Here is a 16,013-nt window from a genome sequence, read left to right on the forward strand (position 1 = left end):
TCGATCTCCCTGTGATGACAGCGAGATAGCATGCACGATGGCCGGCGCAAACGCCGTGCGGCGTTTTATCCCTTGATCCTTGCCCCACATTCATCCGGGAAGAGACGCTCAATTCTCCAGCGTGCCGGCTTTACGTGAGGCTTTGCTCGGATTGTCGCAGGCGATCTTCATCAGGTCGCCGCGCCGCCGCACCAGCCTGTCGGACGTTCGGGTCAGGATCAGCCCGTCCTGCGGCGAATGCAAGTCGATGCTGCCGCCAGGCTGACCCGGCCGGGTGACGATCGTCGCCAGAAGATCGCCTGCGGCAATCCGCTCGCCGATGCTGCGATGGAAGAGTACGGCTCCGCCTTCGGGTGCGCGGATGATCTCGACATTGTCGAGCGGCACGGCCGGACCGGAAAATGCGGCTGCCGTTGCCATTGCGCCGCTGACGATCCCTCGTGCGCCAAGGAAATGCCAGAGCCCGTCCGCATCCTTTTTCGCCAGCACCGGATCGACATCGCGCTTGCCGCGCAGTTCGACGGTGACGGAGAGTTTGCCTGGCAGCCGGGATCGGCGTTCGCCGGGGATTTGATATTTCCAGGCAAAGCCGACTGCCTCCTCGAAGGCGGAGCTTTCGCCGTCCGAAAGCAGCACGGCCTTCATGTCGAGCGCGGCGGCAAGATCGGCCGCTTCCGGCCAGAAGGCCTCGTCGATATAGGCATATTGCAGGGATTCGTCGTCGCAATGCAGATCGAGGACCAGATCGGCGCCGAGCGCCATATGCAGGAGCTGCCGCTTCAACCTGTCGATAGCCGGATAATCATCGATGTTCTCGATCAGCTCGGCCCGATCGGCAATGGAGATCAGCGGGAAATCACGGTTGAAATTGGTGCGGGAGCCGAGGTCGAAACGGCCCTGCAGCTCGCCGAAATGCGATTGCGCCGCGCCGATCGGATTGGCCTGCGGTACGATGGTGATATCGCCTGCGATCTTACCTTCGCTTTCCGCCTGCCGCAGCCGCTCGCAGAGGAAATGCAGGAGCGCCGTGCCCGGCAATTCGCCGGCATGGAGAGCGGCCTGGATATAGGTCTTCGGCGCTTTCGGATCGCGGCCGGTAAACCGCAGCACCGGCAGCCGCCACTCCGTACCCGGCGTATCGCCTGGGATGATGATCTCTGAAACGTCCATGCTGTCTTGGCTCCCGTCTGTATCTCGAACAGGTTTTCCGAGTTTTATGCGCGGACATTGGAGAAGCGCAAGCTCAGCCAAGCAGCGGCCAGCGATCGATGATGCGGTGTTCGGTTTTTCCGAGAAGGCTGTGGATCAGCAGGAATTCATCCGCCGTCCATGAAACCGGCCCGTCGAGGGTCGTCGCCGGCACGGCCTTGCGGTCATAGAGCAGCGTCATGTGCGGCGTGAAATTTCGGCTGATATTATGTGGCAATCCCGTGTTGTGCATGCCGACGCCCAGCTGGACATGCAGCCGCGTGAGCGGTTTCAGCCCGCCTTCACCGCAAAGGACGAGCGGGCGCGCCTTGCCCTCCCGCCTGAAGCTCATGATCCTGTCGAAACTGATCGCGATCGGCGCGCTCTCCACCGTGGCGCCCGCCTGGCGCGCCGCGAAAATCACATCCTCCGGCAGGTCCTCATAGTCGCCGACGCCGATAACGCTCACGTGCAGCGTCGAAAGCCGCGGTTCTGCGGAAAGGGAGAAGGTTTTGCCATAGTCATCGGCGATCGAAGCCACCCGCTCCCCGATGCTCGCGGGAGGACGGAGAGCGAAGAACAGCCGGTGTCCGCCGCCACCCCGCCGCTGAGGCTGGTTTTGGCCATGGCCGAAGTCGAAGGAAATCTGGTTCATGGGCTGTCAGGCCGTCATCACCCGCCTCATCGTTGGAAAGGAACGACGAAGGATATCCGGAGGGGATGGAATATCAAGAACAAAAAAAGAACAATATCTGCAAGAAACGGGTTGAAACAGCGCCCGTCCCATATGATTTTGGTGGTAATCGAAAACGCGGAGGCTGTGTCATGGCCCAAGCAGTGCACCACTATCTCATCTTCGAAACCGCAGGCGGTTTCTGCGGCATCGCCTGGAGCGACGCCGGCATCGCCCGGTTCCAACTGCCGACCAAAACCGCGGAAGCGACCGAGCGGTTGCTGCTGCGCCGTCTGCCGGATGCCGAACCCGGCGCGCCGACGCCCGGCGTGATCGAGACGATCGCCGCCGTGCAGCGTTATTTCCAGGGAGAAGAGACGGATTTTTCCGGCGTCGAGCTCGATCTTGCCGGCCAGGACGCCTTCTTCAAGGATATTTATGCGGCGGCGCGGCGCGTCGGCTGGGGCAGCACGACCACCTATGGCGCGCTGGCGAGAGAACTCGGTGCCGGGCCGGAAGCCGCCCGCGATGTCGGCCAGGCGATGGCGAAGAACCCAGTCGCTCTCATCATCCCCTGTCATCGCGTGCTCGCCGCCGGCGGCAAGATCGGCGGCTTCTCCGCCCCCGGCGGTTCGTCGTCCAAGGCCCGCATGCTGGAGCTCGAAGGCGTCCAGCTCGGCCCGCCGCCGCCTGCTCAACAATCGCTCCTCTTTTAGAAGACGAAACGAGCTTGCCGCCAGCTCAATAGGGGCTGGCGGTCGGCCGGATGATGATCTCGCTGACATCGACGTCATCGGGCTGCGCGAGATGCAGGCACGTCCGGGCGGCCTGCTAAGGATCACCGTTTCCTTGATTGCCGAAAGCTTCCTCTCCGGCACATTGTTGGCCGGCTTCATGGAAGCCTGCCCTGAAATCAAGCTCGCTATCACCGTCACCGACGACGAATTCGATATTGTCGGCAGCCGCTGAAGCTGCGTGCGCTGGTCGATTATATCAGGAGGACTGCCCGTCGTTAGCTGTGCCGCCGATCACCTGATCCCGCCCCGCAGGCTATCGGCAAGCGCGGAAAGAGCATTGGCGATTTGCGCCGCGGTTTCGGGCGGCGGCAGCGGTATCTTCAGGCTCCGCGCGCCTGTGGCCGAATCACGCTCGACCCAGGGATGCGCCGCTGCATCGGAATCGTTGGCCGCAGTCAGCGCGGCAACGACCTGCACGCCGATCTGGGCCAGCGCTTGCCACGGATCGGAAGCGGCATCGGGCGGCGGCGCTCCGGCGGCTTCGGTTCGTACGGCCGCTTTTGCCGCCGCGGCGGGCTCGGTATCCGCTTGGAGATCGTCCGCGGACACAGCATCGTCAGCGACGGCGAAGTTCGACACTTCCTCGGCCGGCGTCACGGTTTCGCCTTCGCCCATGTTCCCGGTGACGTTCTCCACTTCCTTCATGAAGCGGCTGAGGCGCGAGCCGCCGAGCGAAATCTCACCAAGGCCGCCGTCGAGAATTCCGGCGGACAGAGAGCGCTTGAACGCCAGAACCGAAAGCATGCCCTCTTCGATGGTGCCCTTCGAGACGAAATTGATGACCTGCACCGGTCGCGCCTGGCCTATGCGATGGATGCGGGCGATGCGTTGCTCAAGAATAGCCGGGTTCCACGGCAGATCCATGTTCACGAGCGTCGATGCATTCTGCAGATTGAGCCCCGTGCTGCCGGCATCGGTGGACAGGAAGACGCGGCAGGCCGGATCGTTGCGAAACTGCTCGAGCAGCGCCGGACGTTTTTCCGACGGAACGCCGCCATGGAGACTGACATAGCCGATTCCGCGCGCTTCGAGGCGGCGGATGACGATATCGTGGGTGCGGGTCCATTGGGAGAATACGACCGCCTTGGCTTCGGGATCGGCGAACAGTTCATCCAGCAGCGCCGCCAGTTCGTCTGCCTTGACGCCGTGGTCGGTCTCCTGGTCCAGGAGATAGGTGCTGTTGCACGACATCCGCATGTTCTGCAGCGCACAGGTCAGCCGGCGTTGATCCTTGTCCGAAAGGAATTTCGTCTTGTGCCAGCGCTGGACGATTCTCGCCACGACATCAGCGTTTTCCTGGTGGCAAAGCATCTGACCTTCGGTCATCGGCACCAGGAAATTTTGGTCGGTTCGGCTCGGCAGTTGCCGCAGCACCTCGGATTTGCGCCGGCGGATCATGATGGGCGCCAGTGTCTGGCCGATCTTTTCCAGCCCCGTATAGCCGATGACGCGTCCGCTTTCGTCCTTGACCTGATGTTCGTGCAGCAGCTTCCAGGTTGGCCCCAAACGGTGCTGATCGACGAACTGGACGATGGAAACCAGCTCTTCCAGCTTGTTCTCCAGGGGCGTTCCGCTCAGAACGATCGCGTAGGCGCTGTCGATGCTTTTCAAGGCGCGCGCCGCAATGGTGTTCCAGTTTTTTACCCGCTGCGCTTCATCGACAATGACCAGATCAGGCGCCCAGGCGGTGATCAGGTCGAGATCGGGTTTGAGCTTTTCGTAGTTCGTGATTTTGCAGAAATCGTCCAGAGCGAAGTCCTTCTGCCGCTCCGCCCGGCCACCGTTGATGACGCGGGCCGCATTCTCGCCGCCTCGGCCCGAAAAACGCGCAATTTCGCTTTGCCACTGGTATTTGAGCGAAGTCGGGCAGATCACCAGCACTCTCGATACGCCGAAATGCCGCGCCAGGATTTCCGTAGCGGCGATCGCCTGTATTGTCTTGCCCAGCCCCATGTCGTCGCCGATCAGCGCCCGCCCGGCCCGCGTCGCAAACAGCGCGCCTTCGGCCTGATAGGGATAGAGCGGCACCGACAGGAGCGTCTGCAGTCCGGGGTCGGCGGCACCTTGCGGAAAAAGTTGGTCGAGCTTCGAGGCTCGCCGTTCTGCATCCCTTTTTCCCGCGATGAAGTCGAGCGCATCGTCGTAGGCGCGGAACTCATGGTCGCTGCCAGACGCCGTGGCCATGAAAAGCTCCAGTTCGCCGAAGCGGCCGTCCGGAAGCATGCCGTCGCGCTCGGCGTCGAACAGGGCCGCCGCGGCTTGCCTCACGGCCTGCGGGCATTGGGTTCCGGCCCGGAAATGGATGCGCCTCTGGCCGTCATTGCGCAGGTAGAGTTCGGAAAATGCCGGCTGATAGCCCCGCGCAAACGCCGTCTTGGCGCCGCGCTTCTTCTCCAGCCGGGAAAGCGTGAATTCGATGTGCTTGCAGGTGCCCAGTTCGCTGGTGGAGTAGTCGGGGCACGAACAGAAATTGCCGCCGGGGCCTCGACCACGAATCGCGACGCGGTAGCTGGAATTCGAAACGGGATTGCTGACCTTGAACTCGGAGAAAAACGGCTCGCCGGTCAGATTCTCGAGTCCGAAAGCCTGCCCCCGGCCGAATTGGCGGCGCAGGCCGCGCTGCCAGTCCACCGGCGACAGATCGGCGGGCGCGTGGGTACGCGACAGCTTGGGTTCCTGGTTCGACTTGGCCGCCGCTTTCACGTTTCCGGGCTTGGATTTCATCGAAGCACATCCATTCAGAAGAGTTTTCCGCGTAACATTCTTCCAGGCTTACCCCGTGGTATCGGCGAGTTCCTTTGCCGTAGGGTAAACCGTCGCCGCAGAAGAATTATCGAGATTCGAAGCCGGATGCATCCGCTCTTCCGAAAAATATACGCAGCTCCGACCGGCGGTAGGATGCGGTCCATGGCTATCGGCTCAATGCTGCCGCCGGCAGGTCTGGTGAATTGATTTTAGGCTTCCCGGACAGTCTCATAGCCCGCCGCTTGGGCGGATCTTATGAAGCCGCGGTCAAAGGTAACGAACGCGTCGCAGTGAGCCGCCTTGGCAAGATGGAGGGCATCGGCAAAATCCATTCCCTTCTCGGCGAGATCGAACGCGACGGCAACGCCTGTTGGTTCTTCAATCGTCACCCTAGCCAGTCCGCCAAAAGCGCGAAGTGCGCGGGCAACGTCCGAGCGGCCGTACCCATAGGCGCTGCGCAGCACCCATTCGACTTCCAGCATCACCGTAACGGCGACAAAAACCGGTTGTCCGTCGATGATCTCACGTGCGCGAGGAGACTGTTCCGGATGATCGCCCGTCAAGTATCGGACGATGAGATTGGTATCAATCGCGATCATGGCGGCGGCGGGCTTCAGCTAGGATGGCGGCTTCCATGTCTTCCAGGGTTTTCGGCTCGCCGCCGAAGGGAAGCATGCCGAATACGTCGGCCGGCCGCGTCGGCGCGAAAGCAGAGGCTTGCCTCAGCAGCACCCCCTCCGGGGTTTCCTCGACAATCAAACGAGTTCCAGCTTCCCACTCCCTGCGCTGGCGCACGGCTTTGGGAAGAATGACCTGTCCTTTGGTGGAAACGGTGGTGATGAGGTTTTCAGCACGCGCCATCAGCTTGAGTTCCGTAGGTAAGACAAAGGTAAGATAGCTGTGCTGGCTGCTTTATTCAAGATGCCCCATATGACATGGTGGGCCGTCAGCACCTGGCGGTGCGGTCGTTGGACGTTTCCCGCCGGCGCCGTACAAACATCAAGATTGGTCGAGCGCTGCGCGTCGTCGGCACCACCGACAATCTGGAGCCGGCTGCGCTCTATCTTTATCGCGACTGGCTTCCAGTGAGCGGTGAAGAAGCACGCGACTTCCCGATTTATTGCCAGCGCCTCAGTTTCTTCCCGGAAGTGCCGGAGCATGAGGCGGTGGCGGAGCTTTTTCTGCCGCTGAAATGGCGGCCGTCACTCCCACTCGATCGTGCCCGGGGGCTTCGACGTGACGTCGTAGACCACGCGGTTGATGCCGCGCACCTCGTTGATGATGCGGGTGGCGGCGCGGCCGAGGAATTCCATGTCGTAGTGATAGAAATCCGCGGTCATGCCGTCGACTGACGTGACGGCGCGGAGCGCACAGACGAATTCGTAAGTGCGTCCGTCGCCCATGACGCCGACGGTCTGGACGGGAAGCAGTACGGCGAAAGCCTGCCAGATGGCGTCGTAGAGGCCGGCCTTGCGGATTTCGTCGAGATAGATCGCATCGGCTTCGCGCAGGATCTCGAGCTTTTCGCGGCTGATGCCGCCGGGGCAGCGGATGGCGAGGCCCGGACCCGGGAAGGGGTGACGGCCGATGAAGCTGTCGGGCAGGCCGAGTTCGCGGCCGAGCGCGCGCACCTCATCCTTGAAAAGTTCGCGCAGCGGCTCGACGAGCTGCATCTTCATGCGCTCCGGCAGGCCGCCGACATTGTGGTGCGATTTGATCGTCACCGACGGGCCGCCGGTGAAGGAAACGCTCTCGATCACGTCGGGATAGAGCGTACCCTGGCCGAGGAAATCGGCGCCGCCGAGTTTCTTCGCCTCTTCCTCGAAGGTTTCGATGAAGAGCCGGCCGATGATCTTGCGCTTGGTTTCCGGGTCGGAAACGCCTTCGAGTTCGCCGATGAAGCGGTCGGAGGCATCGACGTGCAGCAGATGCAGATTGTAGTGCTCGCGGAACATGGCGACGACGTTGGCCGCCTCGTCCTTGCGCATCAGCCCGTGGTCGACGAGGATGCAGGTCAACTGGTCGCCGACTGCCTCGTGGATCAGCAGAGCGGCGACGGAACTGTCGACGCCGCCCGAAAGCGCGCAGATGACGCGCTTGTCGCCCACATGCTTGCGGATCTCGTCGACCGCCTTCTGGCGATAGGCCGACATCGACCAGTCGCCCTTGATGCCGGCGATGTTGTGAATGAAGTTGCCGATCAGCTTGGCGCCGTCTGGCGTATGCACCACCTCGGGGTGGAACTGCACGCCGTAATATTTGCGCTTCTCGTCGGCGATGAAGGCGTAGGGCGCGTTGGAGGAGGTGGCGACCACCTCGAACCCATCAGGCAGCGCCGTGACGCGGTCGCCATGGCTCATCCAGACCTGATGGCGCGAGCCGGAGGACCAGAGGCCCTCGAACAGCTGGCAATCCTTGTCGACATCGAGGAAGGCGCGGCCGAATTCGCGGTGATGGCCGCTCTCGACCTTGCCGCCGAGCTGCATGCACATCGTCTGCTGGCCGTAGCAGATGCCGAAGACCGGCAGGCCGCTGTCGAAGATGATCTGGGGCGCCCGCGGCGACCCTTCATCGACGGTGGAAGCCGGGCTGCCGGAGAGGATCACGGCTTTCGGCTGCAGGCGCTTGAAGCCTTCTTCGGCCGATTGGAAGGGAACGATCTCGCAATAGACGCCGGCCTCGCGCACGCGCCGCGCGATGAGCTGGGTCACCTGGCTGCCGAAATCGACGATGAGAACGGAGTCGGGATGTGCTGTCTGGGTCATGGCGAGGCTTTAAAGAAAAGCGCTTCGCCTTGCAATCCGGGAAATCGGCGGCATCGGCTTTTTATTGTTCCGATTGTCCCCGCACGTCCTTTAAGACGCGCATCGGCGCCGTCAGGCTCAGAACCAGAACACGCCGTCTTCCAGCGCCGTGAACAGGCTGTCGACGCCGTAGGAGAGCTTGCGGTCGACGATGTGCAGATATTCGGTCCAGCCCGAAATGTGCTGCAGCTCGACGACACCGTCGGAAATGCCGCGGAGCCCGATCAGCGGCAGCTTGTAGCCCTGGCAGGCGCGCAGCACCGCATAGGTTTCCATGTCGACCATGTCGGCGTCGATGCCGCTATAGGCGGCACCCGAGATGACGTTGCCGCCTGTGGAAAGGCTGGCTTCCGGAATGCCGGGAATGCGCAGCGGCAGCTCCAGCGTCACGGGCAGGTCCAGGAAGGGCGTCTGGCCTTTTTCGAAGCCGAGCGGCGAGGCGTCCATGTCGCGATAGGAAACCGAAGTCACCTGATAGATTTCGGTCTGTTCGAGCTTGGCCGAGCCGGCTGAGCCGAGCGAGACGACGAGATCGGGCAGATCGTCTGCGGCATCGAGCCGCGCCAGGGCTCTGGTCAGCGCGACCGCCGCTTCCACAGGGCCGACGCCGGTCATCAAGGGTTCGATGCGCGAACGCAGGAAGGGGCCGTATTCGGCTTCCGCCGCCATCACGAAAAGGATGGATTTTCCCGCGACCGACTTCAGTTCGAACTTCATCCGGTAATTCCCTCTCTACCGCGAATGACCATCATCGTTCCGGTCATGGAGGCGATGAGCTTCGCCGGCCCGTCGCCGATCGCGTAGCCTCGTCCGTCGGCGACGATGATGGTCGAGCCGGGCTTGGTGATTTCCCCGCGAAACAGGAAGCGATCGCCCCGCCCCGGCGACATGAGATTGACCTTGAACTCGATCGTCAGGATCGAGGCTTCCGGGTCGATGAGGCTGTAGGCCGCAAAGCCGCAGGCCGAATCGAGTGCTGCGGAAATGATGCCGGCATGCAGGATGCCGTGCTGCTGTGTCAGTTTGACGTCGAAGGGAAGCTCGATCTCGACGACGCCGTGCTCGACGCGCGTCAATTCCGCGCCGATCGTCTGCATCGCCGCCTGGCGCGCAAAATTACGGCGGATTCGCGCGCGGAAATCGCCCCTGTCAGTCTCGCTCATGGCTACCCCTCTCGAAGCCGCGAAAGTGGCATGACACGCCGGATTCGACAAGCTGGACATCGCCGAAATCGATCTCGGCGGCGATGGAAACGTCAGGGCGTGTCGCCGGGGCCACCTTTCGCCGTGCCGCCGTTGCGCAAGCCTGCATCGTCGGCCGATCGGCTTCGTGCAATGCGATTGCAGCTTCGCGCGGAACGCGTATTCTCGCAGCCGATCCCGATGATGGAGCGCCAGCGGCATGACGACGATATCGCAATCGGTCCGGAATTTCGAGGACTGGCTGGCCGGCGAACTCGGCGACGATCTCGTCAAGAAGGATCTGCGCGAGAAGCACAAGAAGATGCGCAGCAACGAGTTCGTCTTCCTGCGCGCCACCTATTGGCGCTGGTGCGAAACTATCCTCGATATCTGCCCGAAGCTTGCGAGCGCGCCCCAGGTGCTCGCGGTCGGCGATACGCATCTGGAAAATTTCGGCACCTGGCGCGATGTCGAGGGCCGGCTCGTCTGGGGCGTCAATGATTTCGACGATGCGGCGGTGATGCCCTATGCGCTGGATCTCGTTCGTCTGGCGGCAAGCGCCATCCTGGCGCGCGGCGACAACGGCCCGTCCGTCCGCAGGATCGGCGAACTGATCCTGAGTGGTTATCGCAGGGGCATTGAAAATCCGCTGCCCGTCATCCTCGAGCGCGACTATAAATGGTTGCGGAAGGCGTTGATGCTGCCGAATTCGGAACGCCGGGAATTCTGGGAGAAATATGAGGTGCTGCGTCCCGGCAAGAAGCCGGCGCCTCCAGCCTATGTCAAGGCGCTCACCGGTGCGCTGCCGCCCGGATCAGGTCCCTTCGTGGCGAAGCCGCGGAGCGCCGGCACCGGAAGCCTCGGCCGGCCGCGCTTCGTCGCCTATGCCGAATGGCAGGGCGGGCCCGTGCTGCGCGAGGCGAAGGCGCTGGTGCCGTCGGCTTGGTCGCTTTGCCATGGGCCGCGGGATGGGACGATCCATGCGGGCAAGATCGCCGGCGGCCGGATGCGCTCGGCCGATCCCCACTATCAAGTCTCCGGGCGTATTCTCCTGCGCCGGCTCTCGCCGAACAGCCGCAAGATCGAAATCGACAAGCACCCGGAAATCCTCCTTGCACCGACGATGCTCGAGCTGATGGGCTTCGAGATCGCCAACTGCCATTCCGATGATCCGGCGGCGGCTGCGGCGATCCTGGACGATCTGCGGGGGCGCGGAAGCGAATGGCTGCATGAGGCGGCAAGGGCCGCGGCGACAGCGATCAGCGCCGAGCAGAAGGCTTATGAACGCAGGCGTTGAGAGATCCGGACGATGTGCTGATCCCAGGCGACGTCGCTGCGGGTCGACCGGAAATCGCCGTCATAGGAGGAGACGGCAAAGCCCTCTCTTGCCGGCGCAATGCCGGCGGCATCCGGAACGATGGTCTCGGCCAGTACCTTGCCCGTCCTGGCATCGATCGTCACCGAGGCGCCGCCTTTCGGCGAGGTGACGCCGACGAGGCCTTCGCTGCGATTGACGGCGATCGCGCCGACGTAGTTGGCAAGCCTGCGCGTCGTCTCTTCCGGCAGGTCGATGAAGGAGAGGTCCTCGCCCTTGGCGAAATGGCCGACAAGCGGCGGCAGATCGTTGCGGTGGCCTTCATACTGGCACGCGAACCAGATGCGGCCATCGCCGCCGAGGTCGACATGGCGGGTGGAGAGCGCCGACCATTCCGCCGGCAGCATGTGTTTTTCGACCAGCGCACCGGTCGCCGCATCGATCAGGACGAGAGACGGCTGCATCGCCCCGAGATTGAGCTTGGTGCGGCCGAAATCCGGATGGGTTTCGATGCCGCCATTGGCGACGATGAGAAGGCGCCCGTCATCGGAAACCGTCATGTCGTGCGGGCCGATACCGTAAGTCTCGAATTCGCCGATGCGGGTGAAGCGGTCGGTGGCGTCGTAGAGCCCGATCATGCCGCGATTGCCGTCGAAGTCGTTCTCGCTGGCGTAAAGCAGGCGGCCGTCGGGAGAGAAGGCGCCGTGACCGTAGAAATGCCGGTCTTCCCTGGAGCTGATGACGATCGGCTCGCCCTTATTCCGAGGGTCGAAGATCATCGCATAGGTGCCGGGCCGGCGCGCGAAGGCGACGGTCTTGCCGGTGGCCGCACTGAAGGCCATGCCGTGAGCCCGCGCCGGAAGCGCCACTTGGTCGATGATCTCGCCGCCCTCCGTCACGGTCGCGACGGCAAAGGAGCCGTCGGCTGCGCGAATGCCCGAGGCATAGACCGCATCGGCCCGTTCGAGAGCCATCAGCGACTTGGGCGCCAAGGCTGCAAGAAAGCCCATTCCTGCCGCCTTGACGAAGCTGCGTCGGTCGATCGCGGCACTTCTCCACATCGCATCAGTCTCCGTCGGAAAAGGAAAAGCCGGCCGAAAGCCCAACGGCCGCACCGTAATCGTCGCTGATCTTGGTGATCAAATTACGGCTCTCGGCCAGCAGCGTGTCGAGCTTGGCCTTCTCGGCATCGCTGGTTGCGACTTCGATATCGGGATTGAGCTTCGGAACGTTCTCGAGCAGCGATTTGAAATTCTCGTCGATCGATGCGGCGACCGCCTGCTTGTCCGGCGGCAGGAGCTCGGCCATGCCGGCCTTCTGCCAGAGCGTGCGCAGGCCCTCCAGATTGGCGGCCATCGACTTCCAGGTGTTTTTCGACCGCCAATAGATCGCCATGCGCGGGCGCGGCGCGGTGTCCTTGCCCTTGTAGAACTGCTCCAGCCGCTGGTCGCGGACATTCTCCGCGCCATGGACGAGAATGCCGAGCAGGGCGGTGACGGCTTCCTTGTTGTCCATGAAATCGTCGCTCTGCGGGCCGGGATGTTTCCAGCTCGCCTGCACCCCGTCGGGCTTTTCCCAGGCGGCGACGACTTCGCCGGCCTCGCGCTGGATATTGCCGGCGATCGCCGCGCCGTAAAGGCAGCGGAAGCCGCCCTTCTGCTTGACGAGATCGTCGGAGCCGTTGCCGTAAAGCACATATTCCAGCGCCGTCAGGCCCTGGAGCGCGACACTCTTGCCGGCGATCGCATCGACCGTCGCATCCTTCGGATCGGCCTTGGCGATCAGCGCCTGCACCTGCTTGAGGCCGACGCCCTTGCGGTCGGGATAGAACAGGATGTGCTCGAAGAGATTGTCCTGGATGACGGGGCCGGTCTGGACGATTTCGATGATCGACCAGTAGCGGATCGTATCGTCGAAGGCGGATTTCGCTTTGTCGAGCGTCTGCTGCGTGCCGCCGTCGCAAAGGTCCTTCATCGCCGTCGTCAGCCGGGCGGCCGATTGCTGCATGTTGCGATAGCCGGGACGGATCACTTCGTCGACGGCGCGCTGCATGACGGCGGGAACGGCATCCTCGTTCAGCCCTGCCGGAGGAGCGGCGGTCTGGGCGGCGGCCGATGTGGCGAAGCCGATCAGAGTGAGGCAGAGCAGGGGGTGCCAAAGGCGCATCAAAGTGACTCCAGGAATGTAATCAGGGCCGCCCTGTCGTCTTTCGACAGGGCAGAGAAAGCGTTGCGGGCTTTTTCAGCTTCGCCGCCATGCCAGAGGATCGCCTCGGTGACATCCCGCGCACGGCCGTCATGCAGGAAAAAGCTGTGTCCGCTGACAGTCCGGGTCAGTCCTATACCCCATAGCGGTGGCGTGCGCCATTCACGTCCGCTTGCAAGGCCGACCTGTTGCCCGTCGGCTAGGCCATCGCCCATGTCGTGCAGGAGAAAATCGGAATAAGGCCAGATCAGCTGGAAGGACTGCGCCTTGTCAGGCGTATCCCGGCGGGTGACGAATTTCGGCACATGGCAGGAAATACAGCCGGTTTCGTAAAAGATCCGCTTGCCCCGCAGCGTCTCGGGAAAGCTTGCCTTGCGTCGCGCCGGAACGGCCAGGTTTTCCGAATAGAAGGTCACGAGGTCGAGAATGGGCCCGGGCGCTTCTTCTGCGCCCAGCCGTTTCTGGACGCCGGTCGGCAGAGCAAGGCATTTTTCTTCCGGCTTGGTGCAGTCGCCATGCGCATCCGGATGATCGGGCGTCGAGATGCCGATATCGTTGGCGAAGGCATCCGCGCTCTGATCGCGCACCGTGGCGTTCTGTGCCTTCCAGCCGAAACGGCCGAGCGCGATCTTGCCGTTGCGATGGTCGCGCACGATCGCCGCCTTGCCCGAAATGCCGTCGCCGTCTGCATCATCGGGGTCGGCGTGAGCCAGGATATCGGCTTCCGGAATGGCTTCGATCAGTCCGAGGCCGATCATCGCCGGCGCCATGCGCGCCGAAATGGTCGTCGCCGCATCAAGCGGCCCGTAGGCGAGGTTCACCGCCGCATAGTGCGGCCGGCGAAGCGATATCGTTTCACCATCGCCGAGGGTGACCGGCTCTTCGTCATAGCGGATCGCCATCCTGCCTTCGGCGGCAAGGCCGGGAACGGCAAGATCCTGCAATTGATGGCCATAGACCGGGTCGGGAAAGTTGACGACGTCGGCATTCGCGATCGCTTTCTCCTCTTCCGGCGTTCTGGCCGCGCGCGAAAGCCGCAGGAACATCGAAGTAGAGCTCGGGCCGCCCTCCGGCGGTTTGCCCCGGCCGTCATTGACATGGCAGCTCATGCAGGAGCGGGCGTTGAAGAGCGGCCCGAGACCATCGGAGGCCTGCGTCGAGGAGGGAGCGGAAACCCAGAGCTTGCGGAAGAGCGCATTGCCGAGCTTGAAATTCTGCTCTTCCTCGAAGGGAATGTTGGCCGAAATATGCGAGAAACTGTCCTCGGTGACGGGATCGACCGAGGTCGCGGCACCCGCCTGCATCGCTTCGTATTGTTCGGCCTTGGAAAAATCAGCCGTCGGCCGCGTGACGTCGGCGACGCGGTTGAGATCGGATTCGGTGAGGTCCGTGCGTTTCGTCGGCAGATCGAACCCGGCGGCGATGGCTGCGGGTGCGCCTGCGAGGGCGGCAAAGACCGCGATGCGGATAGATAGATGAAGTTTTGCGAGACAATTCCTGTGCTTGTCACAGGAATCCAGTGCGCCCAAATCTTTGGGCGCGGAAGACTCCCCCTTGACCGAGTCATTCACGGCGCCGACGCGCCGTGGCTGGATTCCTGTGCCAAGCACAGGAATGAGGGAAGTAGGAAACGGCATTTCAGAGTCCGGGCCGCCTCGGCTTTCGAAGCGGCCCGCCTTTTGCTTATTTGAAGACGGCGTTAGGATTATCCAAGCTGTCGGAACCTTCAAGCTGAACCGTGCCGAGATCGAGTGCGGCAATAACGCGCTGGATCGATTTCGTCTGGTCGATCAGTCCGTCGATGGCGGCCTGGACGACGGCGTTGCCTTCCTTGTTGCCTTCGGCGATCATCTGGTCGTACTTCTCGACCGTCTCGCCGCGCTTGGCCATGGCGTTCATGGCATCGAGCGTCTTGTTGAGCTTGCCTTCCGTCTCGGCATCGAGCGCCTTGTCCTTGGCGGCAACGAGATCGTGCAGCGACGGGCCGCTGAGCTTGGTGCCGTCGACGCGGGTGTAGTTGCCGGTATAGGCGGCGGCGATGCCGATCGCGTCGTTGAGATGCGAGTTGTAGGTATTGTCGGAGAAGCAATCATGCTCCTCCTCCGGATCATGCAGCAGCAGGCCGAGCTTCATGCGCTCGCCGGCAAGCTCGCCATAGGAGAGTGAACCCATGCCCGTCAGAATGGCGACGAGACCGGCCTTCGGGTCGGATTCGACGTTCTTGGTCGCAGCCCCGTCCGGCTTCCAGTTGTCGGTCATTTCCTGCAGGTCGGAAACGAGCAGGGTGGAGGCGGACTTCAGATATTCGGCGCGGCGGTCGCAATTGCCGTGCGTGCAGTTCTTGAGGTCGTAATCCGTCGCGGGGCGGTTGCCGGCGCCGGGACCGGTGCCGTTCAGATCCTGGCCCCAGAGCAGGAATTCGATGGCGTGATAGCCGGTCGCGACGTTGGCTTCGATGCCGCCGGCTTCCTGCAGCGTGCCGGAGAGGAATTCCGGCGTCAGCTTGGAGGCGTCGATATCCTTGCCATCGATCTTGATCGTCTTGTTGGCGATGACATTCGCCACGTAGAGCGAGTTTTCGTCGCTCTCGCTGCCGTAGGAGGCATCGACATAGTCGATCAGGCCTTCGTCGAGAGGCCATGCATTGACCTTGCCTTCCCAGTCGTCGACAATCGGATTGCCGAAGCGGTAGACTTCCGTCTGCTGGTAAGGAACGCGCGCCTTGATCCAGGCATCCCTGGCGGCCTTGAGCGTCTCGTCGGTCGGCGCCTTGAGGAAGGCATCGATGGCGGCGTCGAGCGCCTTTGCCGTCGTCAGCGAATCCTCGTATTTGGCGTGCGCCACGTCGGCATAGTGTTTCACCACGGCGGCAGCATCGGTCTCGGCCTGCGCGGGAAGGGCGAGCAGGGCCGCGGGGGCAATCGCCAGCACGGCTGCGCGGAATTTGCGGTTAAGCTTCATGATCCTCTCCTGTGACGGATATTCCGTCTAATGGGGCTCCGTCTCTTCGCGCAAAAGCAAACTGGTGTCAAATGCTCTAGTTTGGAATGATTTTAAGGATGCGGAGGTGCTTCCAAACCGCCCGTTTGAAAGGCGTCAGCCCGG

Annotated in this window: 14 protein-coding genes and 2 pseudogenes; 4 read left to right on the top strand and 12 right to left on the bottom strand. The window is 62.7% G+C overall.

Annotated elements, in window-relative coordinates:
* Positions 1 to 108 precede the first annotated feature (108 nt).
* Together ATY78_RS22005 and ATY78_RS22010 are read right to left on the bottom strand one after the other, a co-directional pair.
* Positions 109 to 1,170, bottom strand: a complete 1,062-nt coding sequence (locus tag ATY78_RS22005; RefSeq protein ID WP_088684420.1) for a succinylglutamate desuccinylase/aspartoacylase family protein — start codon at positions 1,168 to 1,170, stop codon at positions 109 to 111.
* A gap of 73 nt (positions 1,171 to 1,243) precedes the next feature.
* Complete coding sequence (locus ATY78_RS22010) at positions 1,244 to 1,843, bottom strand: 2'-5' RNA ligase family protein (protein ID WP_088684421.1); 600 nt, start codon at positions 1,841 to 1,843, stop codon at positions 1,244 to 1,246.
* A gap of 170 nt (positions 1,844 to 2,013) precedes the next feature.
* Here ATY78_RS22010 and ATY78_RS22015 point away from each other — a divergent pair, with 170 nt between their 5' ends.
* Positions 2,014 to 2,577, top strand: a complete 564-nt coding sequence (locus ATY78_RS22015) for a methylated-DNA--[protein]-cysteine S-methyltransferase (protein ID WP_088684422.1) — start codon at positions 2,014 to 2,016, stop codon at positions 2,575 to 2,577.
* Positions 2,578 to 2,659: 82 nt separating this feature from the next.
* Positions 2,660 to 2,818, top strand: a pseudogene (locus tag ATY78_RS22020) (LysR family transcriptional regulator); the annotation flags it as partial.
* A gap of 71 nt (positions 2,819 to 2,889) precedes the next feature.
* Here the strand turns inward: ATY78_RS22020 and ATY78_RS22025 are convergent.
* The 3 genes from ATY78_RS22025 to ATY78_RS22035 all read right to left on the bottom strand — a co-directional run bounded on the left by ATY78_RS22025 (position 2,890) and on the right by ATY78_RS22035 (position 6,264).
* A complete protein-coding gene (locus ATY78_RS22025; RefSeq protein ID WP_088684423.1) occupies positions 2,890 to 5,382 on the bottom strand; it encodes a DEAD/DEAH box helicase in 2,493 nt (830 codons plus the stop codon).
* Positions 5,383 to 5,612: 230 nt separating this feature from the next.
* A complete protein-coding gene (locus ATY78_RS22030; protein WP_088684424.1) occupies positions 5,613 to 6,002 on the bottom strand; it encodes a type II toxin-antitoxin system VapC family toxin in 390 nt (129 codons plus the stop codon).
* Positions 5,989 to 6,264 carry an AbrB/MazE/SpoVT family DNA-binding domain-containing protein gene (locus tag ATY78_RS22035; protein WP_088684425.1) on the bottom strand — a complete coding sequence of 92 codons (276 nt, stop codon included), beginning with the start codon at positions 6,262 to 6,264 and terminating at the stop codon, positions 5,989 to 5,991. The genes ATY78_RS22030 and ATY78_RS22035 overlap by 14 nt, the downstream gene beginning before the upstream one ends.
* Positions 6,265 to 6,419: 155 nt before the next feature.
* Between ATY78_RS22035 and ATY78_RS22040 the strand changes: the two are divergent.
* A pseudogene (locus ATY78_RS22040) lies at positions 6,420 to 6,596 on the top strand (GyrI-like domain-containing protein); the annotation flags it as partial.
* A gap of 9 nt (positions 6,597 to 6,605) precedes the next feature.
* Here the strand turns inward: ATY78_RS22040 and guaA are convergent.
* The 3 genes from guaA to ATY78_RS22055 form a co-directional block, all read right to left on the bottom strand.
* The gene (gene guaA / locus ATY78_RS22045; RefSeq protein WP_088684426.1) at positions 6,606 to 8,168 is read right to left on the bottom strand and encodes a glutamine-hydrolyzing GMP synthase; all 1,563 of its coding nucleotides are present in this window, start codon (positions 8,166 to 8,168) and stop codon (positions 6,606 to 6,608) included.
* 117 nt (positions 8,169 to 8,285) lie between these two features.
* Positions 8,286 to 8,924, bottom strand: coding sequence for a 5'-methylthioadenosine/S-adenosylhomocysteine nucleosidase (locus ATY78_RS22050; protein ID WP_088684427.1), 639 nt, complete (start codon positions 8,922 to 8,924; stop codon positions 8,286 to 8,288).
* On the bottom strand, positions 8,921 to 9,370 hold the full coding sequence (locus tag ATY78_RS22055) for a PaaI family thioesterase (RefSeq protein WP_088684428.1): 450 nt from the start codon (positions 9,368 to 9,370) through the stop codon (positions 8,921 to 8,923). The genes ATY78_RS22050 and ATY78_RS22055 overlap by 4 nt, the downstream gene beginning before the upstream one ends.
* 238 nt (positions 9,371 to 9,608) lie before the next feature.
* On the opposite strand from ATY78_RS22055, the gene ATY78_RS22060 reads away from it, so the two are divergent.
* Positions 9,609 to 10,685, top strand: a complete 1,077-nt coding sequence (locus ATY78_RS22060; protein WP_088684429.1) for a DUF2252 family protein — start codon at positions 9,609 to 9,611, stop codon at positions 10,683 to 10,685.
* Here ATY78_RS22060 and ATY78_RS22065 read toward each other — a convergent pair.
* The 4 genes from ATY78_RS22065 to ATY78_RS22080 are packed head-to-tail and all read right to left on the bottom strand — an operon-like array spanning position 10,667 to position 15,869.
* The gene (locus ATY78_RS22065) at positions 10,667 to 11,764 is read right to left on the bottom strand and encodes a DUF1513 domain-containing protein (protein ID WP_088684430.1); all 1,098 of its coding nucleotides are present in this window, start codon (positions 11,762 to 11,764) and stop codon (positions 10,667 to 10,669) included. The genes ATY78_RS22060 and ATY78_RS22065 overlap by 19 nt on opposite strands.
* 4 nt (positions 11,765 to 11,768) lie before the next feature.
* Positions 11,769 to 12,869: an imelysin family protein gene (locus tag ATY78_RS22070; RefSeq protein WP_088684431.1), complete on the bottom strand. Its 1,101-nt coding sequence runs from the start codon at positions 12,867 to 12,869 to the stop codon at positions 11,769 to 11,771.
* The gene (locus tag ATY78_RS22075; protein WP_245313616.1) at positions 12,869 to 14,545 is read right to left on the bottom strand and encodes a di-heme oxidoredictase family protein; all 1,677 of its coding nucleotides are present in this window, start codon (positions 14,543 to 14,545) and stop codon (positions 12,869 to 12,871) included. The genes ATY78_RS22070 and ATY78_RS22075 overlap by 1 nt, the downstream gene beginning before the upstream one ends.
* Before the next feature lie 46 nt (positions 14,546 to 14,591).
* Positions 14,592 to 15,869, bottom strand: coding sequence for an imelysin family protein (locus ATY78_RS22080; RefSeq protein WP_088684432.1), 1,278 nt, complete (start codon positions 15,867 to 15,869; stop codon positions 14,592 to 14,594).
* Positions 15,870 to 16,013: the final 144 nt, after the last annotated feature.

Origin of the sequence: Rhizobium sp. R635 (assembly GCF_002211285.1) — a bacterium.
Lineage (GTDB): Bacteria > Pseudomonadota > Alphaproteobacteria > Rhizobiales > Rhizobiaceae > Rhizobium.